The sequence below is a fragment of the Xylophilus sp. ASV27 genome, from assembly GCF_016428875.1.
GTDB lineage: Bacteria > Pseudomonadota > Gammaproteobacteria > Burkholderiales > Burkholderiaceae_C > Xylophilus.
Window position 1 is genome coordinate 1 of the sequence record NZ_JAELTO010000043.1, and the last position, 22925, is coordinate 22925.

The 22925-nt window shown below is 69.5% G+C and carries 23 protein-coding genes; 8 read left to right on the forward strand and 15 right to left on the reverse strand.

Annotation, left to right across the window (positions count from 1 at the left end; translation table 11 throughout):
- Positions 1 to 130 precede the first annotated feature (130 nt).
- Together JHD63_RS10940 and JHD63_RS10945 are read right to left on the reverse strand one after the other, a co-directional pair.
- Positions 131 to 901, reverse strand: a complete 771-nt coding sequence (locus tag JHD63_RS10940) for a GntR family transcriptional regulator (RefSeq protein ID WP_198970785.1) — start codon at positions 899 to 901, stop codon at positions 131 to 133.
- Positions 902 to 1088: 187 nt separating this feature from the next.
- On the reverse strand, positions 1089 to 2051 hold the full coding sequence (locus tag JHD63_RS10945) for a LysR family transcriptional regulator (protein WP_198970786.1): 963 nt from the start codon (positions 2049 to 2051) through the stop codon (positions 1089 to 1091).
- A gap of 110 nt (positions 2052 to 2161) precedes the next feature.
- Here JHD63_RS10945 and metE point away from each other — a divergent pair, with 110 nt between their 5' ends.
- On the forward strand, positions 2162 to 4456 hold the full coding sequence (gene metE, locus JHD63_RS10950) for a 5-methyltetrahydropteroyltriglutamate--homocysteine S-methyltransferase (protein ID WP_198970787.1): 2295 nt from the start codon (positions 2162 to 2164) through the stop codon (positions 4454 to 4456).
- A gap of 51 nt (positions 4457 to 4507) precedes the next feature.
- Here metE and JHD63_RS10955 read toward each other — a convergent pair whose 3' ends face one another.
- Positions 4508 to 5932: a short-chain fatty acyl-CoA regulator family protein gene (locus JHD63_RS10955; RefSeq protein WP_198970788.1), complete on the reverse strand. Its 1425-nt coding sequence runs from the start codon at positions 5930 to 5932 to the stop codon at positions 4508 to 4510.
- Positions 5933 to 6048: 116 nt separating this feature from the next.
- On the opposite strand from JHD63_RS10955, the gene JHD63_RS10960 reads away from it, so the two are divergent.
- The 4 genes from JHD63_RS10960 (at position 6049) to prpF (ending at position 11495) form a co-directional block, all read left to right on the forward strand.
- Positions 6049 to 6444 carry an acyl-CoA thioesterase gene (locus JHD63_RS10960; RefSeq protein WP_198970789.1) on the forward strand — a complete coding sequence of 132 codons (396 nt, stop codon included), beginning with the start codon at positions 6049 to 6051 and terminating at the stop codon, positions 6442 to 6444.
- Positions 6441 to 7604: a bifunctional 2-methylcitrate synthase/citrate synthase gene (gene prpC, locus JHD63_RS10965; RefSeq protein ID WP_233167949.1), complete on the forward strand. Its 1164-nt coding sequence runs from the start codon at positions 6441 to 6443 to the stop codon at positions 7602 to 7604. Before JHD63_RS10960 ends, prpC begins: the two co-directional genes overlap by 4 nt.
- Positions 7605 to 7707: 103 nt before the next feature.
- Positions 7708 to 10302, forward strand: coding sequence for a Fe/S-dependent 2-methylisocitrate dehydratase AcnD (acnD, locus tag JHD63_RS10970; RefSeq protein ID WP_198970790.1), 2595 nt, complete (start codon positions 7708 to 7710; stop codon positions 10300 to 10302).
- Positions 10302 to 11495: a 2-methylaconitate cis-trans isomerase PrpF gene (gene prpF / locus JHD63_RS10975; protein ID WP_198970791.1), complete on the forward strand. Its 1194-nt coding sequence runs from the start codon at positions 10302 to 10304 to the stop codon at positions 11493 to 11495. Before acnD ends, prpF begins: the two co-directional genes overlap by 1 nt.
- A 168-nt stretch (positions 11496 to 11663) precedes the next feature.
- On the opposite strand, the gene JHD63_RS10980 is transcribed toward prpF, so the two are convergent.
- From JHD63_RS10980 to ccmA, 10 genes are all read right to left on the reverse strand, one after another.
- Positions 11664 to 11840: a YodC family protein gene (locus JHD63_RS10980; RefSeq protein ID WP_198970792.1), complete on the reverse strand. Its 177-nt coding sequence runs from the start codon at positions 11838 to 11840 to the stop codon at positions 11664 to 11666.
- A gap of 82 nt (positions 11841 to 11922) precedes the next feature.
- Positions 11923 to 12768 (reverse strand): c-type cytochrome biogenesis protein CcmI/CycH, encoded by an 846-nt coding sequence (locus JHD63_RS10985; RefSeq protein ID WP_198970793.1) that lies wholly within the window; start codon positions 12766 to 12768, stop codon positions 11923 to 11925.
- On the reverse strand, positions 12765 to 13157 hold the full coding sequence (locus JHD63_RS10990; RefSeq protein WP_233167951.1) for a cytochrome c-type biogenesis protein: 393 nt from the start codon (positions 13155 to 13157) through the stop codon (positions 12765 to 12767). Before JHD63_RS10990 ends, JHD63_RS10985 begins: the two co-directional genes overlap by 4 nt.
- 172 nt (positions 13158 to 13329) lie before the next feature.
- Complete coding sequence (locus tag JHD63_RS10995; protein WP_445327100.1) at positions 13330 to 13854, reverse strand: DsbE family thiol:disulfide interchange protein; 525 nt, start codon at positions 13852 to 13854, stop codon at positions 13330 to 13332.
- Positions 13851 to 15872 (reverse strand): heme lyase CcmF/NrfE family subunit, encoded by a 2022-nt coding sequence (locus JHD63_RS11000; RefSeq protein WP_198970794.1) that lies wholly within the window; start codon positions 15870 to 15872, stop codon positions 13851 to 13853. The genes JHD63_RS10995 and JHD63_RS11000 overlap by 4 nt, the downstream gene beginning before the upstream one ends.
- Positions 15869 to 16318 (reverse strand): cytochrome c maturation protein CcmE, encoded by a 450-nt coding sequence (gene ccmE / locus JHD63_RS11005; RefSeq protein ID WP_198970795.1) that lies wholly within the window; start codon positions 16316 to 16318, stop codon positions 15869 to 15871. The genes JHD63_RS11000 and ccmE overlap by 4 nt, the downstream gene beginning before the upstream one ends.
- Positions 16315 to 16476 (reverse strand): heme exporter protein CcmD, encoded by a 162-nt coding sequence (gene ccmD / locus JHD63_RS11010; RefSeq protein ID WP_198970796.1) that lies wholly within the window; start codon positions 16474 to 16476, stop codon positions 16315 to 16317. Before ccmD ends, ccmE begins: the two co-directional genes overlap by 4 nt.
- Positions 16473 to 17249 carry a heme ABC transporter permease gene (locus tag JHD63_RS11015; protein ID WP_198970797.1) on the reverse strand — a complete coding sequence of 259 codons (777 nt, stop codon included), beginning with the start codon at positions 17247 to 17249 and terminating at the stop codon, positions 16473 to 16475. The genes ccmD and JHD63_RS11015 overlap by 4 nt, the downstream gene beginning before the upstream one ends.
- Positions 17250 to 17260: 11 nt before the next feature.
- Complete coding sequence (gene ccmB / locus JHD63_RS11020; protein ID WP_198970815.1) at positions 17261 to 17929, reverse strand: heme exporter protein CcmB; 669 nt, start codon at positions 17927 to 17929, stop codon at positions 17261 to 17263.
- Positions 17930 to 17979: 50 nt separating this feature from the next.
- Positions 17980 to 18612 carry a cytochrome c biogenesis heme-transporting ATPase CcmA gene (ccmA, locus tag JHD63_RS11025; RefSeq protein WP_370590476.1) on the reverse strand — a complete coding sequence of 211 codons (633 nt, stop codon included), beginning with the start codon at positions 18610 to 18612 and terminating at the stop codon, positions 17980 to 17982.
- A 37-nt stretch (positions 18613 to 18649) separates the two neighbouring features.
- On the opposite strand from ccmA, the gene JHD63_RS11030 reads away from it, so the two are divergent.
- The 3 genes from JHD63_RS11030 (at position 18650) to JHD63_RS11040 (ending at position 21530) form a co-directional block, all read left to right on the forward strand.
- Complete coding sequence (locus JHD63_RS11030) at positions 18650 to 20218, forward strand: phytoene desaturase (protein WP_233167955.1); 1569 nt, start codon at positions 18650 to 18652, stop codon at positions 20216 to 20218.
- Positions 20208 to 21284: a phytoene/squalene synthase family protein gene (locus tag JHD63_RS11035; protein ID WP_233167957.1), complete on the forward strand. Its 1077-nt coding sequence runs from the start codon at positions 20208 to 20210 to the stop codon at positions 21282 to 21284. The genes JHD63_RS11030 and JHD63_RS11035 overlap by 11 nt, the downstream gene beginning before the upstream one ends.
- A gap of 108 nt (positions 21285 to 21392) precedes the next feature.
- Positions 21393 to 21530: a hypothetical protein gene (locus tag JHD63_RS11040; protein WP_198970800.1), complete on the forward strand. Its 138-nt coding sequence runs from the start codon at positions 21393 to 21395 to the stop codon at positions 21528 to 21530.
- A gap of 11 nt (positions 21531 to 21541) precedes the next feature.
- Here the strand turns inward: JHD63_RS11040 and JHD63_RS11045 are convergent, their stop codons facing one another.
- Together JHD63_RS11045 and JHD63_RS11050 are read right to left on the reverse strand one after the other, a co-directional pair.
- Positions 21542 to 22561 (reverse strand): NAD(P)H-binding protein, encoded by a 1020-nt coding sequence (locus JHD63_RS11045; protein WP_198970801.1) that lies wholly within the window; start codon positions 22559 to 22561, stop codon positions 21542 to 21544.
- 8 nt (positions 22562 to 22569) lie between these two features.
- Entirely contained in the window at positions 22570 to 22923 is a 354-nt protein-coding gene (locus tag JHD63_RS11050) for a hypothetical protein (RefSeq protein WP_198970802.1), read from the reverse strand.
- Positions 22924 to 22925: the final 2 nt, after the last annotated feature.

Below are 22925 nucleotides of genomic sequence, written 5' to 3' on the forward strand. Positions count from 1 at the left end.
CGACTGGCAGCAACGGCTTGATCTTTTTGTACAACACCGCGCTAACTTCCTTGTTTCTTTTCTTTCCCATGCACCGTCAACGCGCATCCCGCGCTTGGCGATGACAGGCTTTTGTTAGCCGCTCTAATTCTCATGCTTTGGATGTCTTGCGTGCCACGGGTCTGGAGGTCGCAACCTTCTTCGTCGCTACGACTCGCTTGCGCGCGGGCTTGGCTGCTGTTGCCACCTCCGCTACAGAGTGCTCCTGCTTCTGCTGCTGTTCCTTGGCATGGCGCAGCGCGCGCAGCGCCGCGTTGCCGAGGTGGGCATTGTGCGCGCGCATGGCGATGTAGGCTTGCTCGCCATTGCCCGACAGGATGGCCTCCACGATGTCCTTGTGCGCGTCGTGCGAGGTTGCAAGTCGATCAGTCTCGGCAGGATGGTATTGGCGGTAGGGGCTCAGCCGGTCGCGGATTTCGGCGACCATCCGGGTGATCACGCTGTTGTGCGCCCCTTCCAGAATCAGCCGGTGCAATTCGCGGTTGGCATCCAAGTACTTGTCAAGGTCGCCTTGGGCAACGTACTCGTTGGAGCGCTCGTGCACGTATTGCAGTTCGGTCTTCTCCATGGCGGTCATGGATTCGGCGGCCAGCCGCGCGCACATGGCCTCGAGCTCGCAGTTGGCATGCAGGATCTCGGTGAGTTCCTTCAAGCTGATCTCCATGACGACCACGCCCCGCATGGGCAGCAACTGGGTGAGCCCGCGTGACGCAAGTTGGCGCAGTGCTTCGCGCACAGGTGTGCGCGACACATTGAACTGTTGGGCCAGCACCCTCTCATCGAGCCGCGTTCCGGGCTTGAATTGCCCGCTGATGATCTGCTCAGAAATCAGTGACTGAATCTTGGCTGCAATGGTTGGCATGGATTTTTCTGGCGTTTATGTGCTGGCGAATTCTATTCATGTTGCCGCTCCATGCGTGGATACCAATCGCTCGAAACGGTATGTGCCTGAGCCTCCGTAGTGCGCCAACGCGTCTTTCCTGTCTCAAAGTGGGATTGCGTTCGCGTGGAAGTCCGGAGCCGTTCTTCGACGTCGACTTCGCCCCACGTCATCCTGCGAACTTCACCGGAGCAGGCGGCGTTGGGGATGGTGAACGGCGTGCGACGGCGCCGATGCCTCTCTCCATCATTTGCGCATTGCGCGCCAGGTCGATGAACGCCCTCAAGTAGTCGAGCTCCATGTCCGCCTCGCGGGCGCCCAGGAAGATCTGCTTGGCGATTCCGTGGCGGCCCAGGCGCACGGGCACGATGTCCATGTTGTCTGCGTACTCCTGCACCAGCCAGCGGGGTAGGGCTGCCACGCCTCTGCCGCTGGCCACCATCTGCAGCATGATGTCCGTCGTCTCGATGGTCTTGTGGCGTTTCGGCGTGACGCCAGCGGGCATCAGGAACTGGTTGTAGATGTCGAGGCGCTCCGTCGCCACGGGATAGGTGATCAGCACCTCGGGCGTCAATTGCCGAGGCTTGACGTAGGGTGCCGTGGCCAGCGGGTGCCGGGACCCGACCACCAGCACTTGCTCGTAGTCGAACACCGGCTCGAAGCGCAGCCCGGGCTTGAACAGCGGGTCGGGCGTGACCAGCAGGTCGATCTCGAAGGCGAAAAGCGCGCCGATGCCGCCGAACTGGAACTTCTGCTTGACGTCCACGTCCACGTCCGGCCAACCGGCAAGATAAGGCGCCACCACCTTCAGCAGCCACTGGTAGCAGGGGTGGCATTCCATGCCAATGCGAAGCGTGCCGCGCTCGCCCTGGGCGTACTGGCGCAGACGCTCCTCGGCGACGCGGAGTTGCGGCAGCACGCGGTTGGCCACCTCGAGCAGGTACTGCCCCGCCTGGGTCGGCCGCAGGCTGCGGCCTTCGCGCAGCCAGATGTCGGTGCCCAACTGCTGCTCGAGCTTCTTCATGGTGTGGCTCAGCGCCGACTGCGTCAGGTGCAGTTCGAGCGCCGCGGCAGTCAGCGAACCCTGCCGCGCGACCTCTTGCACGATGGAGAGATGCATGCGCTCGAGCATCTTATGTATGAGCCAAATTGATTGATCGTTGAAATAAGACCATTTTACTTCATGGGTATGCCTGCCTACCATGCGCCCGTTCCCAATTCGAATTCTCCAAAGGCAGGTACATGGTCCTCACCCACAATCTCGGTTTTCCCCGCATCGGCGCTAAGCGCGAGCTCAAGTTTGCGCTGGAGTCCTACTGGAAAGGCGCGTCCAGCCGCGAGGAACTGACGTCCCTTGGTGCGCAACTGCGCCAACGGCATTGGCAGCAGCAGGCCGGGCTGGATCTGGTGCCGGTGGGCGATTTCGCGTTCTATGACCAGGTGCTGGACATGAGCTTCACCCTGGGCAACCTGCCCGAGCGCGTGCGCGGCTTCCGCGGGGACGCGCTGGACAACTACTTTCGCGTGGCGCGCGGCCGCTCCGCACAGGGTGCGGAGGAGCACGCCGGATGCTGCGGCGGCGTTGCCGCCGGAGATATGACCAAGTGGTTCGACACCAACTACCACTACATCGTGCCGGAGTTCACCGCGCAGACCGAATTCACGCTGGATGCCTCGCGCTTGCTGGAGCAGGTCGGCGAAGCCAGGGCGCAGCAGGGCGTCAAGGCCAAGCCGGTGATCATCGGGCCGCTGACCTACCTGGCCGTCGGCAAGGCCAAGGACGGTTCGGACAAGCTGGCGTTGCTGCCGCGACTGCTCGTCGCCTATGCCGATCTGCTGGCGGCGCTGGCCGGGCAGGGCGTGGAATGGGTGCAGATCGACGAGCCGCTGCTGGCGACGGAACTCGATGCCGACTGGCAGCACGCCTTCAACAATGCCTATCACCAGCTCAAGAGCGCCGGCGTCAAGCTACTGCTGGCGACCTACTTCGGGCAACTGCTGGAGAACCAGTACCTCGCGGCCAATCTGCCGGTGGCGGGCCTGCACCTCGATGCGATCAATGGCCGCGACGACGTTGCGCCGTTGCTCAACCTGCTGCCGGCGCACAAGGTGCTGTCGCTGGGCGTGGTCGATGGCCGCAACATCTGGAAGACCGATCTCAACGCCGTGCTCGACTGGGCCGAGCCGATCGCCGCCAGGCTGGGCGACCGCCTGTGGATCGCACCGTCCTGCTCCCTGCTGCACGTCCCCGTGGATCTGGACGGCGAACAGAAGCTCGATCCCGAGATCAGGTCCTGGCTCGCGTACGCACTGCAGAAGCTGGAGGAACTGAAGGTGCTGGCCACCGCACTCAATGAAGGGCGCAGCGCGGTCAGGCAGGCCCTGGCCGCCAACCAGCAGGCCGTCTCCGCCCGCCGCGCATCGCCACGGGTGCACAACCCGGCGGTGAAGGCGGCCATCGCCCAACAGGACGCCACGCTGGGCCGGCGCAAGAGCGACTATGCGCGGCGCGCCACCGTGCAGGCGGCGCGGCTGAGGCTGCCCGCTTTTCCCACCACCACCATCGGCTCCTTCCCGCAGACGGAGGAGATCCGCCATGCGCGCAGCCGGTTCAAGGCCGGCGAGCTGGACGAGGCTGGCTACAAAGCGGCGATGCAGGCAGAGATCGCGCGCAGCGTGCGCGAGCAGGAGGCGCTTGGCCTGGACGTGCTGGTGCACGGCGAGGCCGAGCGCAACGACATGGTGGAGTACTTCGGCGAGCAGCTCGACGGCTATGCCTTCAGCCAGTTCGGCTGGGTGCAGTCCTATGGCTCTCGCTGCGTGAAGCCGCCGATCCTGTTCGGCGACATCACCCGCCCGAGGGCCATGACGGTCGAATGGATACGCTACGCGCAATCGCTCACGTCCAAGCCCATGAAGGGCATGCTGACCGGCCCGGTCACCATCCTGAACTGGTCCTTCGTGCGGGACGATCAGCCGCGCTCGGCGTCCTGCAAGCAACTGGCCCTGGCGATCCGCCAGGAGGTGCTGGACCTGGAGAGAGCCGGCGTGCGCGTGATCCAGATCGACGAGGCCGCGCTGCGCGAGGGTTTGCCGCTGCGCAAGTCGCAGTGGAAGCACTATCTCGACTGGGCGGTGGAGTGCTTCCGTATCACCGCCAACGGGGTGGAGGACGATACCCAGATCCACACCCACATGTGCTATTCGGAGTTCAACGACATCATCGCGTCGATCGCCGACATGGACGCCGACGTGATCACCATCGAGACCTCACGCTCGGACATGGAGCTGCTCGACGCCTTCGAGCACTTCCGGTACCCCAACGAGATCGGCCCCGGCGTCTACGACATCCACTCGCCCAACATTCCCACGCAGGAGCACATCGTGCGGCTGATGAGGAAGGCCGCCGAGCGCATTCCCGCCGAGCGCCTGTGGGTCAACCCCGACTGCGGCCTCAAGACCCGCCAGTGGAGCGAGGTGATCCCCGCGCTGGCCAACATGGTCGAGGCCGCCAGGGCGCTGCGCGCGGCCGCCTGAGGCGTACGGCCGGAACTACGGCGCGAGTGTCCTCGGGCGGCCGGACGGTGTTCAGGCCGCGTTCGGGTAGGGTGCGAACCTGCTTTCGTTCTCGCTGACGTCCAGCGGACGCCCCACGAACGGGAAGGCCCGCTGCGGGCAGCCCGCGCGCTCGCAGACCTTGCAGCCCATGCCGATGGGCGTGGCAATGCCCGGGTCGTCCAGGTCCATGCCGCGCGAGTAGACCAGGCGGGACGCGTGCCGAATGTCGCAGCCCAGCGCCACCGAAAAGGTCTTGCCCGGCGCGCCGTAGCCGCCCTGTCCCGCGCTCGAGACGGTGCGCGCGATCCAGAGGTAGGTGCGGCCGTCGGGCATGCGCGCGAGCTGGGGCAGGATCTTGCCCGGCTGCGAGAACGCCTCGTAGACGTTCCACAGCGGGCAGGTGCCGCCGGTCTTCGAAAAATGGAAATGGGTGGCCGACTGCCGTTTGGAGATGTTGCCGGCGCGGTCCACCCGGATGAAGAAGAAGGGCACGCCCGGCGCATCGGGCCGCTGCAGCGTGCTCAGGCGGTGGCAGATGGTCTCGAAGCCCACGCCGAAGCGGTGCGAAAGCAGATCGATGTCATAGCGCAGCGCCTCGGCGGCTTTCAGGAAGGCTCCGTAGGGCAGAAGCAGGGCGCCCGCAAAGTAGTTCGCCAGGCCGATGCGGGCCAGCGTATGCGCCTGCGCATCGGTCTGGAACTCCGCCGTACCCACCAGCGCGTCCAGCAGCGGCGCTTGCTCCAGCAGCGCGAGCTGCGTGCCCAGTTGAAACGCCTGCTGGCCCGGCTGCAGCGAGGGCGAAATGCGCAGTATGCGATGGTCGGGGTCGTAGCTGCGCTGGCGGTCGCCGGCGTCGCCGTCCAGCGGAATCGTGCGCACGCCATGCCGCCCGGCCAGCCGCTGGACCAGCCAGTCGGTCAACACCCCGCCGTGCCTGGCGGCCTCGGCCGCGAGCGCTTCGGCGGCACGATCCACCGCTTCGAAATGGTTCTGGTGCGCCAGGAAGAAGTCGCGCACCCGCTCGAAGGCCATGGGCCGTGCCGGGGCGATGTCCGCACGGTCGTCGCCCAGCCGCAGCGCCATGGCTTCCAGGCGCTGCATCGCATCCGCGTGGCGGCGGTGCAGGGCCAGCAGCGCCCGGGCCACCGCGGGCATCTGCGAGGCCACCTCGTGCAGCTCCGGCAACGCCACCGGCTCGCCGCCCGGGTTGTCTGCCAGGGCGTCGCGCATTTCCACCACCAGCCGGGCTTCCTCGTCCTCGGAGAACTGTTGCACGTCCACGCCCAGGGTCCGGCTGACCTTGAGCAGCACCGCGACGGTGAGCGGGCGCTGGTTCTGCTCCAACTGGTTCAGGTAGCTTGGCGAAATGCCCAATGCCTGCGCCATGGCGATCTGCGACAGGCCGCGCTCCGCGCGCAGCCGGCGCAGGCGGACCCCCATGAAAGTCTTCTTCACCATGCCACTCCCCGCCCCTGTGATTCGCAAAACTTGCTAATTTGCATGCTGCCATTTGCAAAAATTCGCACTTTCAGTGCTTACGCCGCACCTTCATTGTGCGTAGATTGCGAAGCATGACAACTCCCCCCGTCACGATCGAACTCAAGGACGTGGTCTTTCCGGAGCAGGCGAACCACTACGGCACCCTGTTTGCCGGCCACGCCTTGCAGTTGATGGCCAAGGCGGCATTCCTGGCGGCGCGCAGCCTTTCCCGGCGCGACGTGGTGATGGCCCGCGTGACCGGCGCCGAATTTCTTTCGCCGGTGTCCATCGGCCAGGTGCTCACGCTGCGCGCCTCGGTCAGCCGCGTGGGCCGCAGTTCGCTGACCGTCGGCGTGACCGGCCTGGCCGAAGCGCTCGGCGCACCGTCGGAGCCGGCATTCAAGGGGGAGTTCGAGATGGTGGCGGTGGACGCCACCGGGCGTCCCATTCGCATTGACCCATCCCATCTGAACGAGGAGATCGCATGATGACCGTGGCCGATCCTGCACAGGCAGGCTTCAAGGCAAAGAAATCCGTGGCGCTGTCCGGCGTCACCGCCGGCAATACCGCCTTGTGCACCGTAGGGCGCACCGGCAATGACCTGCACTACCGCGGCTACGAAATTCTCGACCTCGCGACCCGCTGCGAGTTCGAGGAGGTCGCCTACCTGCTGGTGCATGGCAAGCTGCCCACCGAGGCCGAACTGCGCGGCTACAAGGCCAAGCTCAAGTCGCTGCGCGGCGTGCCGGCCGCCGTCCGGGCGGTGCTGGAGCAACTGCCGGCCAGCGCGCACCCGATGGACGTGATGCGCAGCGCGGTCTCCGCGCTCGGCTGCGTGCTGCCCGAGAAGGACGATCACAACACCCCCGGCGCGCGCGACATCGCCGACAGGCTGATGGCCTCGCTCGGCTCCATGCTGCTGTACTGGTACCACTGGTCGCACAACGGCGTGCGCATCGAGGTGGAGACCGACGACGACTCCATCGGCGCGCATTTCCTCAGGCTGCTGCATGGCAAGAAGGCCTGCGCAGAATGGGAGCGGGCCATGCACATCTCGCTTATCCTCTATGCGGAGCATGAGTTCAACGCCTCCACCTTCGCCTGCCGCGTGGTGGCCGGCACCGGCTCGGACATCTACTCGGCCATCGCCGGCGGCATTGGCGCGCTGCGCGGCCCCAAGCATGGCGGCGCCAACGAAGTGGCGTTCGAGGTGCAGAAGCGCTACGACTCGCCGGACGAGGCCGAGGCCGACATCCGCCGCCGGGTCGAGGCGAAAGAGGTCGTCATCGGGTTCGGCCACCCGGTCTACACCGTGAGCGACCCGCGCAACGGGGTCATCAAGGACGTGGCCCGGCAACTGTCGGACCAGGCCGGCTCGCGCAAGATGTTCGACATTGCCGAGCGGCTGGAGTCGGTCATGGCCGACGCCAAGAAGATGTTCCCCAACCTCGACTGGTTCAGCGCCGTGAGCTACCACATGATGGGCGTTCCCACCGCGATGTTCACCCCCTTGTTCGTGATCGCGCGCACGGCGGGCTGGTCGGCCCACATCATCGAGCAGCGCATCGACAACAAAATCATCCGGCCGAGCGCAAACTACACCGGGCCCGAGGATCTGCCGTTCGTGCCGCTGGCAGAGCGGGGCTGAGCGCCCGGTGTGCCGGCGGCGCGGGCGTTATCTGAACGCCACGCCGCCGGCTCCGGTCAACCACGATTAGGCACGCCCACGAAGGCCGTTCCCGTCCCACACCATGAATACCGCCTACCGCAAACCCCTGCCGGGCACGGCGCTGGACTATTTCGATGCGCGCGAAGCCGTCGATGCGATCCAGCCCGGAGCCTATGACAAGCTTCCCTACACCTCCCGGGTCCATGCCGAGAACCTGGTGCGCCGCTGCGATCCGACCCTGCTGGCGCAATCGCTGCGCCAGTTGATCGAGCGCAGGCGCGACCTGGACTTCCCGTGGTTTCCCGCGCGCGTCGTGTGCCACGACATTCTGGGCCAGACGGCCCTGGTCGACCTGGCGGGCCTGCGCGACGCCATCGCCGACATGGGCGGCGACCCGGCCAAGGTCAACCCGGTGGTGCAGACCCAGTTGATCGTGGACCACTCGCTGGCTGTGGAATTCGCCGGCTTCGACCCGGATGCCTTCGCCAAGAACCGGGCCATCGAAGACCGCCGCAACGAGGACCGCTTCCACTTCATCGAGTGGTGCCAGAAGGCGTTCAAGAACGTCGAGGTGATCCCGCCGGGCAACGGCATCATGCACCAGATCAACCTGGAGCGGATGTCCCCGGTGGTGCATGCCAAGGACGGCGTGGCCTTCCCCGACACGCTGGTCGGCACCGACAGCCACACGCCGCACGTGGACGCGCTGGGCGTGATCGCCATCGGCGTGGGCGGGCTCGAGGCCGAAAGCGTGATGCTGGGCCGTGCCTCGTGGATGCGCCTGCCCGACATCGTCGGCATGGAGCTCACCGGCCGGCCGCAGCCCGGCATCACCGCGACCGACGTGGTGCTGGCGCTGACCGAATTCCTGCGCAAGCAGAAGGTGGTGGGCGCCTACCTGGAGTTCTTCGGCGAAGGCGCGCGCGCGCTGACCCTGGGCGACCGCGCCACCATCTCCAACATGACGCCGGAGTTCGGCGCCACGGCGGCGATGTTCTCCATCGACCCGATGACCATCGACTACCTGCGCCTGACCGGGCGCGAGGACGAGCAGGTCCGGCTGGTCGAGCTCTACGCCCGGCAGGCCGGCCTGTGGTCCGACGCGTTGGCCACGGCCGAATACGAGCGGGTGCTGCGCTTCGACCTGTCCAGCGTCGTGCGCAACATGGCCGGCCCGTCCAACCCGCACAGGCGGCTGCCGACCTCCGAGCTGGCCGCGCGCGGCATCGCCGCTCCGTGGCAGGAGGTGCCCGGCCAGATGCCCGATGGCGCCGTGATCATCGCCGCCATCACCAGCTGCACCAACACCAGCAACCCGCGCAACGTCATCGCCGCCGGCCTGCTGGCGCGCAACGCCAATGCGCGCGGCCTGCTGCGCAAGCCCTGGGTCAAGACCTCGCTCGCGCCCGGCTCCAAGGCGGTGCAGCTGTACCTGGAGGAGGCCGGCCTGCTGCCCGAGCTGGAGAAGTTGGGCTTTGGCATCGTCGCCTTCGCCTGCACCACCTGCAACGGCATGTCCGGCGCGCTGGACCCTGCGATCCAGCAGGAGATCATCGAGCGCGACCTGTACGCCACCGCCGTGCTGTCGGGCAACCGCAACTTCGACGGCCGCATCCACCCGTATGCCAAGCAGGCCTTCCTGGCCTCGCCGCCGCTGGTGGTGGCCTATGCGATCGCCGGCACGGTGCGCTTCGACATCGAGAAGGACGTGCTCGGCACCGACGCCTCGGGCCAGCCCGTGACCCTGAAGGACCTCTGGCCGAGCGACGAGGAGATCGACGCCATCGTCGCCAGCAGCGTCAAGCCCGAGCACTTCCGCCGCGTCTACGACCCGATGTTCAAGATCGGCGTGGCGAGCAGCGAGAAGATCAGCCCGCTGTACGCGTGGCGCCCGCAGAGCACCTACATCCGCCGCCCGCCCTACTGGGAAGGCGCGCTGGCCGGCGAGCGCACGCTGCGCGGCCTGCGCCCGCTGGCCCTGCTGCCCGACAACATCACCACCGACCACCTGTCGCCCTCCAACGCCATCCTGCCGGACAGCGCCGCCGGCGAATACCTGCACAGGATGGGCCTGCCCGAGGAGGACTTCAACTCCTACGCCACGCACCGCGGCGACCACCTGACCGCGCAGCGCGCGACCTTTGCCAACCCGCAGCTGGTCAACGAGATGGCCGTGGTCGACGGCAAGGTGCAGAAGGGTTCGCTGACCCGGCTCGAGCCCGAAGGCCGGGTGGTGCGCATGTGGGAAGGCATCGAGGCCTACATGCAGCGCCGCCAGCCGCTGATCATCATCGCCGGCGCCGACTACGGCCAAGGCAGCTCGCGCGATTGGGCGGCCAAGGGCGTGCGGCTGGCGGGCGTGGAGGCGATCGCGGCCGAGGGCTTCGAGCGCATCCACCGCACCAACCTCATCGGCATGGGCGTGCTGCCGCTCGAATTCAAGCCCGGCACGAACCGGCTGACGCTGGGCCTGGACGGCACCGAGACCTACGACGTCGTGGGCGAGCGCCGCCCGCGCGCCGACCTGACGCTGGTGGTCCGGCGCAGGAACGGCGAGTGCATCGAGGTGCCCATGACCTGCCGCCTCGACACGGCCGAGGAGGTCTCGATCTACGAGGCCGGCGGCGTGCTGCAGCGCTTCGCGCAGGACTTTCTCGCCACTTCGGAGGCCGCCTGATGCCACACGCTCCACAGATCAGGGTCCGCGCCACCTACCTGCGCGGCGGCACCAGCAAGGGCGTGTTCTTCCGCCTGCAGGACCTGCCTGAAGCCGCGCAGGCGCCCGGCCCTGCGCGCGATGCGCTGCTGCTGCGCGTGATCGGCAGCCCCGACCCGTACGGCAAGCAGATCGACGGCATGGGCGCGGCCACCTCCAGCACCAGCAAGACGGTGATCGTCTCGCGCAGCAGCCGCCCCGGCCACGACGTGGACTACCTGTTCGGCCAGGTCTCCATCGACCAGCCCTTCGTGGACTGGAGCGGCAACTGCGGCAACCTGTCGGCGGCCGTCGGGCCGTTCGCGATCCAGTCCGGGCTGCTCGATGCCGAGCGCGTGCCGCAGGACGGCCACGCCACCGTGCGCATCTGGCAGGCCAACATCGGCAAGACCATCGTCGCGCACGTGCCGATCTCCGGCGGCGCGGTGCAGGAGACCGGAGACTTCGAGCTCGACGGCGTGACCTTTCCCGCGGCCGAGGTGCAGCTCGAATTCCTCGACCCGGCCGACGAGGGTGACGGCGAAGGCGGCGGTGCCATGTTCCCCACCGGCCGGGTGGTGGACCCACTCGAAGTGCCCGGCCTCGGCACGCTGCAGGCGACGCTGATCAACGCCGGCATCCCGACCATCTTCGTCAACGCCCAGGCCATCGGCTACACCGGCACCGAGCTGCAGGACGCGATCAACGGCGACGCCAAGGCGCTGGCGATGTTCGAGGCCATCCGCGCCCATGGCGCCCTGCGCATGGGCCTGATCCAGAACATCGACGAAGCGGCGCGGCGCCAGCACACGCCCAAGGTGGCCTTCGTCGCCCCTCCCGCGGGCTACACCGCTTCCAGCGGCAAGGCCGTGGCCGCAGGCGACGTGGACCTGCTGGTGCGCGCGATGTCGATGGGCAAGCTGCACCACGCCATGATGGGCACGGCGGCCGTCGCCATCGGCACCGCCGCGGCGGTGCCCGGCACGCTGGTCAACCTGGCGGCGGGCGGCGGCAAGCGCAGCGCGGTGCGCTTCGGCCACCCGTCGGGCACCCTGCGCGTGGGGGCCGAGGCGACGCAGGTCGATGGCCAGTGGGTGGTCACCAAGGCCTTGATGAGCCGCAGCGCGCGGCTGCTGATGGAAGGCTGGGTGCGCGTGCCGGGCGACAGCTTCTGAGGCAGCGTGGCCCTGGCCTCGTTGGGAGCCACCGGGCCCAGTCCCGGTGTCCCTCCATGGTGTATTTGCTATTAAATTAATAGCATATAGCCCAGGAATTACCTGGGCTGCAGCCATTTTTCTTGAAAAAAAACGCCGCAAACGCGGCTTTTGAGGCGCGCAGCGCGCTCAGGGGGCGTCGGACGTCTTCTCCAGTGCCTCGGGCGGGAATTCGCTCCAGCGCAGCTCGCCTTCCGGGTTGAACCAGGTGCCCGTGATGCCGCCGCCTTCGCGGATATAGGTCACCGTCATCCTCGGCCCGCCGCTCTTCAACTCGACCACATCGCCGTTCTCGAACTTCGCCATATTTTTCCTTCACGCCACAAGCGGCAGGCAGGCATCTGGGGGCGAAGGGCGGGAATGCAAGGCTCGGGGCCCGGCGCCGCCTTTACGGTTGCGCCGACGAGATCCGTATCCGGATGTCGTCGCGCCCGGCCTCGACCGTGGCGGACTCCCCGCGCAGGTCGCCCGATTGGGGCATGGCCTCGCCGCTGCGGGAGACGCGGGCGGTGACGACCAGGCGCGCGACGTCCGACAGGCTCCTGCCCCCGCTCATCGGCGTCGAGCCGTCGAGCTTGAAATGCAGCGGCCATTGCGCCGCGTTGTAGCGCGCCGCGGCAATCGGCATGCCGGCGCCGCCCACCTCGCGCGCGAAGACGAAGACCGTGTCGCCCGGCCGCACCGACGCGGCCAGTTCGGGCGCGAGGGTGATGGTGCCGCTCACGGTGTCGGCGTAGTGCGAAGCCCCCTGCCCGGCCCGCAGCGCGCTCTGCACCTGGGCCTGCTCGGCTCGCAGGGCGGCGTCGTGGGGCGCAAGTTCGATCGCCAGCGCATAGGCCCGGTTCGCGCTGTCGTAGCGCTGGATCGATGCATAGGAGCGCGCCACCAGCGCCCAGCCGGCCGCGTCGATGGTGCCGGGCGCCTGTCCCTGCATGCGGCCGACCATGCCGTCGAGCATCGCCTGCACCGCCTCGGCCGAGGGTTCGCTGGCTAGCGGGTCCGGTGGCGCCGGGGCGAGGGCCGCGCCTGCTTCCGGCTCCGCGACCCGCACCGCGTCGATGTTGCCGAGGAATCCATAAAGGCCGAACGAGAACACCGCGATGCCGGCGGCGAGCCCGATGCGCGTGCGCCGCGACTGTGAGACGGCCGGCCCCGCCGCGGTCTGCGCGGGCCAGGACAGCATCAGCCAGGCGAGGGCGGCGAGGCTCGCGGAGGCGATCCAGAACGCGTTCATGAGGCCTCCGGGCCGCGCGCATGGCGGCGAACGATGCGCACCAGCGCGAACAAGGCGCCCGCGAACAGCGCAAAAGGCCCGAGCCAGAGCAGCGCCGTCCGCGCATTGAAGGCCGGCCGGTACAGCACGAAATCCCCATAGCGCTCGACCATGTAGTCCTTGATCTGCTCGCTGCTGCGCCCCTGCGCCAGTTGCTGGCTGATCTGCGCGCGCAGATCCACCGCGAGCGCGGACTGCGACGCGGCCAGCGTCTCGTTCTGGCAGACCAGGCAGCGCAGCTCCGCCGCGATCGACTGCACCCGCGCTTCGAGTTGCGGGTCGGCCGCCAGCGGCTGCGCCTCGTTGGCCAGCGCCGCGCAGGCGGCCAGCGCGCATGCAAGGCCCAGCAATATCCGCCTAAGGCAACGCTGAACAAGTCCCTCGCGTGTCGCGCATCCCTGCTGTGGGCGGTCTGCGGCGTTGCAAATCCTCGCCATAGCTGCGGCCATGGCTGCGGTTTGCGCCTTGCATCCCATCCCACACCAGGGCGCGCGCCACCACGCGGACTTATTCAGCGTTGCCCTAACCATCTAGCTTCCTCACCAGCGGCATCACGGTGTCGCGCAGGGTTTCGGGCGTGAGCGGGCCGATCACCTTGTGGCGGATCACGCCCTGCTTGTCGATGACGAAGGTTTCGGGCACGCCGTAGACGCCGAAGTCGATGCCCACGAGCCCGTCGCGGTCCGACAGCGAGGCCACGTAGGGGTTGCCGAAGCGCTCGAGCCAGCGCAGCGCGTCGGCCGGTTCGTCCTTGTAATTCAGGCCGTAGACCGGTACCTCGCCGGTACGGGCGAAGTCGAGCACCACCGGGTGCTCCAGGCGGCAGGCCACGCACCACGAGGCCCAGACGTTCAGCAGCCAGACCTTGCCGCGCAGGTCCTGCAGGGAGAGCTTGCGGCCCGGCTGGGCCAGCACCGGCAGCGTGAAGCCGGGCGCCGCCTTGCCGATCAGGGGCGAGGGCACCTCACGCGGCTTCAGGGTCAGGCCGACCGCCATGAACGTGACCAGCACGCCCGCGACCAGCACGGGGATCGCGGCCAGCCTCACGGCTGCCTCCTGCGCGCGACGAAGGCGGGCATCGGCTGCAGGGCCGGCCGCTGCGGCGCGGCCTCGGCACGCGCGCTGGCCGCGCTGCGCACCGCGCGCCGGCGCCGGTCGAGCATTGCCATCAGGCCGCCGAGCGCCATCAGCACGCAGCCGCCCCAGATCCAGTTGACGAAGGGCTTGTAGTGAATGCGCATGCTCCACTGCATCGGACCGATCGGTTCGCCGAGCGACACGTACAGGTCGCGGGTGAAGTGGCGGTGGATCGCGGTCTCCGTCATCGGGGTGCGGGTGGCCAGGTAGAGCCGCCGCTCGGGCGACAGGGTGGTGAGCGCCTCGCCGTCGCGCGTGACCGCGATCGTGGCGCGCGCGGCCATGTAGTTGGGGCCGCGCTGCTCGCTCACCCCCTGGAAGCGAAAGCTGTAAGCGCCCAGCGTGACCGTGTCGCCCGGCCCCATGCGCACGTCGCGCTCCACGGAATAGCCGCCCACGATGGTGGCGCCGACGATGAACACCGCCACGCCGAAGTGGGCGCAGAGCATGCCGTAGTAGCTGCCGCTCTGCGCCGCGAGCCGTGCGCCCCACGCGCCGGCGGGGTGGCCGCGCAGCTTGCCGGCGAGGTTGAGCGCGCAGGTGCTCGCGATCCACGCCGCCAGCAGCATGCCGAAGCCGATCATCGGCGTCCAGCGGCCGAGCGCCAGCGGCGCGACGACGGCGCTCGCCGCGCTCACGCCCACGGCCCAGCGCAGGCGCCGCGCCAGATCTCCGACGCTGGCCTGCTGCCAGCGCGCCAGCGGGCCCACGCCCATCAGGAACAGCGCGGGCGCCATCAGCGGCACGAACACCGCCTCGAAGTAGGGCGGCCCGACCGACAGCTTGCCCAGGCCGAGCGCATCGATGACCAGCGGGTACAGCGTGCCCAGCGCCACCGCCGCGCAGGCCACCAGCAGCAGGGCGTTGTTGGCCAGCAGCATCGACTCGCGGGAGACCAGCTCGAAGCGCACCGAGGTTTCGAGCCGGGGCGCGCGCCAGGCAAAGAGCAGCAGCGCGCCGCCCGACACCAGTGCGAGAAACGCCAGGATGAACACGCCGCGCGTCGGGTCGGTGGCAAAGGCGTGCACCGAGCTGAGCACGCCCGAGCGGACCAGGAAGGTGCCCAGCAGGGACAGAGAGAAGGTGGCGATCGCGAGCAGCGCCGACCAGGCGCGGAAGGCGCCGCGCTTGTCGGTCACCGCCAACGAGTGGATCAGCGCGGTGCCGGCCATCCACGGCAGCAGCGAGGCGTTCTCGACCGGGTCCCAGAACCACCAGCCGCCCCAGCCGAGTTCGTAGTAGGCCCAGAAGCTGCCCAGCGCGATGCCGCAGGTGAGAAAGCACCAGGCCACCGTGGTCCAGGAGCGCGAGGCGCGCGCCCAGGCCGCGTCGAGCCGGCCCGACATCAGCGCCGCCACGGCGAAGGCGAAGGCCACCACGAAGCCGACATAGCCCATGTAGAGCATCGGCGGATGGATCACCATGCCCGGGTCTTGCAGCAGGGGCGTGAGGTCCTGGCCTTCGGCTGCCGCCGGCAGCAGGCGCAGGAAGGGGTTGGAGGTCAGCAGCGTGAAGAGCAGGAAGCCGCAGCTCACCACGCCCATCACCCCCAGCACGCGGGCGCGCATGGCCTCGTCCGACTCGCGCGCGAACAGCGCCACGGCCACCGTCCAGCCCGAGAGCACCAGCGTCCACAGCAGGATCGAGCCTTCGTGCCCACCCCAGACGGCCGTGAGGCGGTAGACCATGGGCAGCGCCGTGTTCGAGTTCTGCGCCACGTAGAGCACCGAGAAGTCGTTCAGTGCGAACGCCCGGGTCAGCGCCGCGTAGGCGATGGCGATGAAGAAGAACTGCGCCAGCGCCGCCGGCCGCGCCAGCGCCATCCATGCCGCGTTGCCGCGCGCCGCGCCGATCAGCGGCAGCGCGCCCTGCACCAGCGCCATGGCGAGCGCCAGCACCAGCGCGAAATGGCCGAGTTCGGGGATCACGGCTCGGGCGCCCCCAGCTTGCCCTGGCGCGCCTGCTCCAGCGCCCGCGCCGCCTCGGGCGGCATGTAGTTCTCGTCGTGCTTGGCCAGCACCTGGTCGGCGCGGAACACCCCGTCCGCGCCGAGCCGGCCCTGCGCCACCACGCCCTTGCCCTCGCGGAACAGGTCGGGCAGCAGGCCGGTGTAGACCACCGGCACCGCGCGGGCCAGGTCGGTCACGACGAAATGCACGGTCAGATCCTGGCCGCTGCGCCGGATGCTGCCTTCCTCGACCAGGCCGCCGATGCGAAAGCCGCGCTCCAGCGGCGCCTCCTTGGCCACGACCTGCGACGGACTGAAGAAGAAGACCAGGTTGCTGCGAAACGCGTTGAGCACCAGCGCACTGGCGATGCCCAGCGCCGAGAGGCCCGCGAGGATCGCCAGGCCGCGCCGGCTGCGGGCCTTCACGGGCCGTCTCCCGGCCGCGCCGCGGCCAGCGCGCGGCGGCGCGCGCGCAACTGCATCAGTTCGAGCAGCACGCTCAGCGCGCACACGCCGAAGGAGCCCCACACATAGAGGCCGTAGCCTCCCATTGCGAGGAAGTCGTGCCAGCCGTTCCAGTTCATGAGGCCTCCAGTGCGCGCTGGGTCCAGGCCGCGTCGCGCTCGCGCTCGAGGATCAGGGCGCGCAGCCGCAGCAGCGTGACGGCGATGCAGTAGAGCCACACGGCCGCCACCATCACCAGCATGCCGGTGAGCATGGGCGTGGCGATGCTCGGCGCCTGCGAAATGCTGACCGATGCGCCCTGGTGCAGCGTGTTCCACCACTTCACCGAGAAATAGATGATCGGCACGTTGACCACCCCCACCAGCGCCAGCACCGCGCCCGCGCGGTCGGCGCGCCGCACGTCGTCGATGGCGCCGTGCAGGGCCAGGAAGCCCAGGTAGAGAAACAGCAGGATCAGCTCCGAGGTCAGCCGTGCGTCCCACACCCACCAGGTGCCCCAGGTCGGCTTGCCCCAGAGCGCGCCGGTCCACAGCGCGAGGAAGGTCATGAGCGCGCCCGTGGGCGCCAGCGCGCGCGCGAACATCGAGGCCAGCCGGGCGTTGAAGGCCAGCCCTATGCCGGCCCAGAAGGCCATCGCGACATAGAGGATCATCGACATCCACGCCACCGGCACGTGCACGAAGATGATCCGGTAGGCATCGCCCTGCTGCGCGTCCGTCGGCGCCATGCCCAGCCCGATGAACAGCCCGGCCGCGGCCAGCACGGCGGCCAGCACCGCCGAGGCCATCGCGATGGAGCCGGCCAGTGGATAGAAGCGCGCGGGCGACGCAAAGGCGAAGAAATTGACCGCCGCGGCCGTGCGCGGCGGTGGCGAGGTGGAGGCGAGGGGCATGGCCGGTCCTCTCATTCGAGCGCGATGCGCAGCGCCAGCGCCGCCGCCGGCGGCGCGCCGGCCAGGGCCAGCACCAGCATGGCGCCCAGCAGCGAGAAATGGCCGGCCACGCCCATGCCGGCGTTGCTGGCGTCCACCGCGTTGGCGCCAAAGATCAGCACCGGCACCACCAGCGGCAGCACCAGCAGCGACAGCAGCACGCCCGCGCCGCGCACGCCGACCGTGAGCGCCGCGCCGATCGCGCCGACCAGGCTCAGCACCGGCGTGCCCAGCAGCAGCGATGCCGCGAGCACGGCCATCGCGTCCGGCGCCAGGCCGAACTGCAGCGCCAGCAGCGGCGACACCAGCGCCAGCGGCAGGCCCGAACAGAGCCAGTGCGCCAGCGCCTTGCCCAGCACCAGCAGCGAAAGCGGCGTGCAGGACAGCAGTTGCGACTCGAGCGTGCCGTCCTGCAGGTCGTCGGCGAACAGGCGCGCCAGCGACAGCATCGACGCCAGCAGCGCCGCCACCCAGACGATGCCCGGCGCCATGCGGCGCAGCAGTTCCGGCTCGGGGCCGATGCCCAGCGGGAACAGGCTCACCACGATGACGAAGAACAGCAGCGCCGCGAGCGGGTCGGCCGGCCGCCGCCAGGCCAGGCGCAGGTCGCGCCCGAGCAGGCAGGCGAGGCCGCCCAGCAGGCCCGGCTGCGCAGCGTGCGCGGGGGGCGAGTCGGGCAGCGCAATGGTGTTCACAGCGCCAGCTCCATCTGCGGCAGGCCCTCGGGCCAGGCCAGCGCCGCTTCGTGGCTGGTCAGCAGCACCACGCCGCCGCGCTGCACCTGCGCGGCGATGCACTGCAGCAGCCAGGCCGCCGCCGTCGCATCGAGCGCGTTGAAGGGCTCGTCCAGCACCCACAGCGGCGCCTGCGTGGCGAGCACCAGGCGCGCCAGGGCCACGCGCCGCCGCTGGCCCTGCGACAGGTTGCGCGCCAGCGTGCGTTCCCGGCCCTGCAGGCCGACGGCGCCGAGGGCGGCCGCCGCATCCCGCTCGTTCGTGCATATGCCCGACAGCCGCGCGGCCAGATGCAGGTTTTCGCTCGCGCTCAGGTCGTCCTTGAGCGCTGCCGCGTGGCCGATGTAGACCAGCTGGCGATGAAACTCCTCGCGCTGCCGGCCAATGCCCATACCCTGCCAGAGCACCTCGCCGCGCTCCGGGCGCAGCAGGCCGCAGACCAGCCGCAGCAGGCTGGTCTTGCCCGCGCCGTTCGGCCCCGACACCCGCAGCAGCCAGCCGCCGCGCACCGCAAGGTTCAGTCCGCTGAACAAAGCGCGACCTCCGCGCACACACGCAAGTTCGCGAAGTTCCAGCATCGGGGAGACCATGTTGTCAATTTAACCTGACACTCATACGATGCGCAAGATGTTGACAACCACTATTCCGGCGGCGTCCCCGGTTCAAGCCCCGAGCGCCAGCGCCGCGGGGCCCAGGGCGCAGCCCGAGGCGATCGTCATCGGCAGCGGTTTCGGGGGGCTGGCAGCGGCGGTGCGGCTCGGCGCGCGGGGCTACCGGGTGACGGTGCTGGAGAAGCTCGACGCGCCCGGCGGCCGCGCCTACGTGCATCGGCAGGATGGGTTCACCTTCGACGCCGGCCCGACCGTGATCACCGCGCCCTTCCTGTTCGAGGAACTGTGGGCGCTGTGCGGCCGGCGCATGGCCGACGACGTGGACCTGCGCCCGGTCGCGCCCTTCTATCGCATCCGCTTCGACGACGGCACCACCTTCGACTATTCGGGCGACGAGCAGGCCATGCGCGCGGAGGTGGCGCGGCTGGCGCCCGACGACGTGCGCGGCTACGAGAATTTCCTCAAGGCCAGCGAGGCTATCTACAAGGTCGGCTTCGAGCAGCTCGGCCACGTGCCCTTCGACCACTGGAGCGACATGGCGCGCGCCCTGCCGCAACTGGTGAAGCTGGAGGGCTACCGCACGGTCTACTCGCTGGCCAGCAAGCATGTGCGCGACGAGCGGCTGCGCGTGGTGCTGACCTTCCAGTCGCTGCTGGTCGGCGGCAACCCGTTCGCCACCACCTCGGTCTACTGCCTGATCGCCTTCCTGGAGCGGCGCTGGGGCGTGCATTTCGCCATGGGCGGCACCGGCAGCCTGGTGCGGGGGCTGGTGTCGCTGATCGAAGGGCAGGGCGGTTGCGTGCGCTGCCAGCAGCCGGTGGCCGAGATCACCGTGCACGACGGCCGCGCCACCGGCGTGCGCCTGGCCGACGGCCGGACCCTGCGCGCCGACGTGGTGGTGTCCAACGCCGACTCGGCCTGGACCTACCGGCACCTGATCGCGCCCGAACACCGCAGGCGCTGGACCAACCGCCGCATCGAGAAGGCGCGCTATTCGATGAGCCTGTTCGTCTGGTACTTCGGCACGCGCCGCCAGTACCCGGAGGTGGCGCACCACACCATCGCGCTCGGCCCGCGCTACCGCCCGCTGCTGACCGACATCTTCGAGCGCAAGCACCTGGCCGAGGACTTCAGCCTCTACCTGCACCGCCCCACCGCCACCGATCCGTCGCTGGCGCCGCAGGGCTGCGACGCCTTCTACGTGCTGTCGCCGGTGCCGCACCTGCAAAGCGGCACCGACTGGCAGCGCCAGGCCGAGCCCTATCGCCTGGCGATCCAGCAGCGGCTGCAGGCCACGCTGCTGCCCGACCTGGAGCGGCAGATCGTCACCTCGCGCATGCTCACCCCGCAGGACTTCCAGGACCGGCTCTCGTCGTTCCACGGCGCGGCCTTCGGGCTGGAGCCGGTGCTCATGCAGAGCGCCTGGTTCCGGCCGCACAACCGCAGCGAAGACATAGACCGCCTGTACCTCGTGGGTGCGGGCACCCATCCCGGCGCCGGCCTGCCCGGCGTTCTTTCATCGGCTCGCATTCTGGACACGGTGGTGCCTCATGCAGACTCGCTCGCTCTTCGCCATGCCAACTGAGATCGCACGGAACATGGCGCACGCGCGCATCGATGCGGCCGACATCGCGCTCTGCCGCGCCTCGCTGCGGCACGGCTCGCGCTCCTTCCTCGCGGCCTCGCTGCTGTTGCCGCGCGAGGTGCGCGACGCGGCCTGCGCGCTCTACGCGTTCTGCCGCATGGCCGACGATGCGGTGGACCAGCAGGGCACCGACGAAGCCGCCGCCGTCGCCATGCTGCGCGCGCGCCTGGCCTGCATCTATGAGCCCGGTGCCGCAGCGTCGGCGCTGCCCATGGCCGCCGACCGCGCACTGGCCGGCGTCGTCGCGCACTTCGACATCCCGCGCGCGCTGCCCGAGGCGCTGATCGAAGGCTTCGCCTGGGACGCCGCGGGCCGCAGCTACGACACGCTCGAGCAACTGCAGGACTATGCGGCCCGCGTGGCCGGCACCGTCGGCGCGATGATGGCCCTGATCATGCGGGTGCGCTCGCCCGATGCCGTGGCGCGCGCCTGCGACCTGGGCGTGGCGATGCAGCTGTCCAACATCGCGCGCGACGTCGGCGAAGACGCGGCCATGGGCCGGCTCTACCTGCCGCGCCAATGGATGCGCGAGGCCGGCATCGACCCGCAGGCGTGGCTGGCCCGCCCGGTGTTCACCCCGGCGCTGGCCTCGGTGGTGCAGCGCCTGCTGGCCGCGGCGGATGCGCTCTATGCCCGCGTGGGCAGCGGCGTGGCGCAGTTGCCGCTGGCCTGCCGCCCGGGCATCAATGCCGCGCGCTTTCTGTATGCCGACATCGGCCGGCAGGTGCAGCGCGCCGGCTGCGATTCCATGAGCCGCCGCGCCGTCGTGCCCGCCTCGCGCAAGCTGCGCCTGCTGCTGCGCGCGCTGCTGGCGCTGCGGCCGGCGCGTGCGGGCCAGCCCGCGCCCGCTCTCGCGGCCAACGCATTCCTGCTCGACGCGGTGATCGCCACCACGCCGCGCGCGCCGGTGGCGGGCAGGCGCGGCGCCTCGGAAAGCCTGGTCTGGGTCATCGCTCTGTTCGAGCGTCTGGAGCGCCGCGAGCGCGGCCAATCCACGCCGGCCTGAGGCTCGTTTCAGGCGCTTGTAGCGGTGTTTTTCAGTAAAAAGTGCCTGTAGCCCAGGTTTTTCCTGGGCTTATAGCTATAAGTTTTGTAGCATTGCCTTGGAGGCGAAATGAGTTCCGCCCTGATCATCACGCTCGAAATGCTCGGTGTGCTGGGCGTGGTGCTGGCCTTCGGTTTCTGGGAGCTGTACGCGCTGCGCCGCGACAAGAAGAAGCGGCCCAAGCCCGGCCCGCGCGATGCGCCCTGAGCCTCGCGGGTTCAGAACACCGCGTGGTCGCCGCGCTGCGGCAGCGCCTCATCGCCGCGTACCAGGCGCGCATAGAAGTCGAACAGGGTCTCGCGCCCGGTTTCTGGCGTGGCGGCGGCATCGTAGCGGCCGGTGCCTGGGTCGAGCAGCAGCATGGATTCGGTGGCGTAGTAGCGGCCGATGCGCGCCAGCTCGGCCTTGGCCGCCGCGGATGGCAGCACGCGGCCGGCGGCGGAGAGGCCGCCGATGATGGCGTCGAGCAGCGCCACCGGCACCCGCCGGAAGCGCGGCGGCCGGCCCAGCAGGCGGAACAGCTCCTCGCCCTGCTCGCGCGGCGTGACGGCGGGGCCCGGCCCGCCGATGGGCAGCACGCGATTGCGGCGCTGCGGGTCGTCCAGGCAGCCGGCCAGGTAGGCGGCCAGGTCGTCATCGCTCACCGGCTTGCAGGCGGTCAGCCGGCCATCGCCGAACAGCAGGAAAGGCTTGCCCTGCCGCACCCGCTCGACCTGCCCCGACAGGGACTTGAAGAACGCGGTCGGCCGCACGATCGAGTAGTCGACGCCGCTGCCGATCAGCGCCTGCTCGAAGGCCAGCTTGGCATGCTGGAACGCGAGCCGGGGCTTCTGCACGCACAGGGCCGACAGCAGCACGACCTGGGCCGCGCCGGCCTCCCGCGCGGCGCGCAGCGCATGCACGTGGGCCCGATGGTCCACGGCCCAGGCGTCGGCGGGCGCGCCGCTGCGCGAGGCCAGGCAGGACACCAGCGCATCGAAGCGCTCGCCCCGGAAGCCATCGCGCGACAGCGATGCGGGGTCGCCCGCGTCGCCCAGCCGCAGCGCCGCACCCGGCAGCAGGCGCGCGCTGTCCTGCGCGCCGAGCCGGCCGCCAACGCCCGCCCGGGGCCGGACCAGGCACACCACCTCATGGCCGCGCGCCACCAGCGCGCGCACGGTCGCACTGCCGATGGTGCCAGTCGCGCCGAGCACGAAGACGCGGCGCGGGCGGGGGGAAGCTGCAACAGGGCCCTGCATGCGATGCCTCAGGCTCGGCCGCGCCATGGCCGCCAGACGCCCAGGGCCGCCGCGGCAAGCGCCAGCCCCAGCGCAAAAGCCAGCGCCGCGCTACCCGTGCCGAAGCATGCCGTCGGCGCGGCGAGCAGCGTCAGCAGCAGCTTGGCCACCATCCAGCGCTCCTCCAGCCAGGCGGGGCGCGCGGCGATACCCATCAGGCCGCTCGACACCAGCAGCAGCAGCGCCGGCGTGCAGAGCCAGCGCGCGACCATGTCGGCGGCGTGGGCCGCGGGCGGGTCCAGGCGCCCGAGCAGGAGCTGCGCGGCCAGCCCGCCCGCGAAGCCCGCGAGGCCGAGCAGATGCAGGAACTTGAAGAAGCGCACGG

Excerpts from the sequence above, each read along its gene's own strand:
- JHD63_RS10940 (WP_198970785.1), bottom strand. The coding sequence starts at position 901 with ATGCCAACCATTGCAGCCAAGATTCAGTCACTGATTTCTGAGCAGATC.
- JHD63_RS10945 (WP_198970786.1), bottom strand. The coding sequence starts at position 2,051 with ATGCTCGAGCGCATGCATCTCTCCATCGTGCAAGAGGTCGCGCGGCAG.
- metE (WP_198970787.1), top strand. The coding sequence starts at position 2,162 with ATGGTCCTCACCCACAATCTCGGTTTTCCCCGCATCGGCGCTAAGCGC.
- JHD63_RS10960 (WP_198970789.1), top strand. The coding sequence starts at position 6,049 with ATGACAACTCCCCCCGTCACGATCGAACTCAAGGACGTGGTCTTTCCG.
- prpC (WP_233167949.1), top strand. The coding sequence starts at position 6,441 with ATGATGACCGTGGCCGATCCTGCACAGGCAGGCTTCAAGGCAAAGAAA.
- acnD (WP_198970790.1), top strand. The coding sequence starts at position 7,708 with ATGAATACCGCCTACCGCAAACCCCTGCCGGGCACGGCGCTGGACTAT.
- prpF (WP_198970791.1), top strand. The coding sequence starts at position 10,302 with ATGCCACACGCTCCACAGATCAGGGTCCGCGCCACCTACCTGCGCGGC.
- JHD63_RS10980 (WP_198970792.1), bottom strand. The coding sequence starts at position 11,840 with ATGGCGAAGTTCGAGAACGGCGATGTGGTCGAGTTGAAGAGCGGCGGG.
- JHD63_RS10985 (WP_198970793.1), bottom strand. The coding sequence starts at position 12,768 with ATGAACGCGTTCTGGATCGCCTCCGCGAGCCTCGCCGCCCTCGCCTGG.
- ccmD (WP_198970796.1), bottom strand. The coding sequence starts at position 16,476 with ATGAACTGGAACGGCTGGCACGACTTCCTCGCAATGGGAGGCTACGGC.
- JHD63_RS11015 (WP_198970797.1), bottom strand. The coding sequence starts at position 17,249 with ATGCCCCTCGCCTCCACCTCGCCACCGCCGCGCACGGCCGCGGCGGTC.
- ccmA (WP_370590476.1), bottom strand. The coding sequence starts at position 18,612 with ATGGTCTCCCCGATGCTGGAACTTCGCGAACTTGCGTGTGTGCGCGGA.
- JHD63_RS11030 (WP_233167955.1), top strand. The coding sequence starts at position 18,650 with ATGTTGACAACCACTATTCCGGCGGCGTCCCCGGTTCAAGCCCCGAGC.
- JHD63_RS11035 (WP_233167957.1), top strand. The coding sequence starts at position 20,208 with ATGCCAACTGAGATCGCACGGAACATGGCGCACGCGCGCATCGATGCG.
- JHD63_RS11040 (WP_198970800.1), top strand. The coding sequence starts at position 21,393 with ATGAGTTCCGCCCTGATCATCACGCTCGAAATGCTCGGTGTGCTGGGC.
- JHD63_RS11045 (WP_198970801.1), bottom strand. The coding sequence starts at position 22,561 with ATGCAGGGCCCTGTTGCAGCTTCCCCCCGCCCGCGCCGCGTCTTCGTG.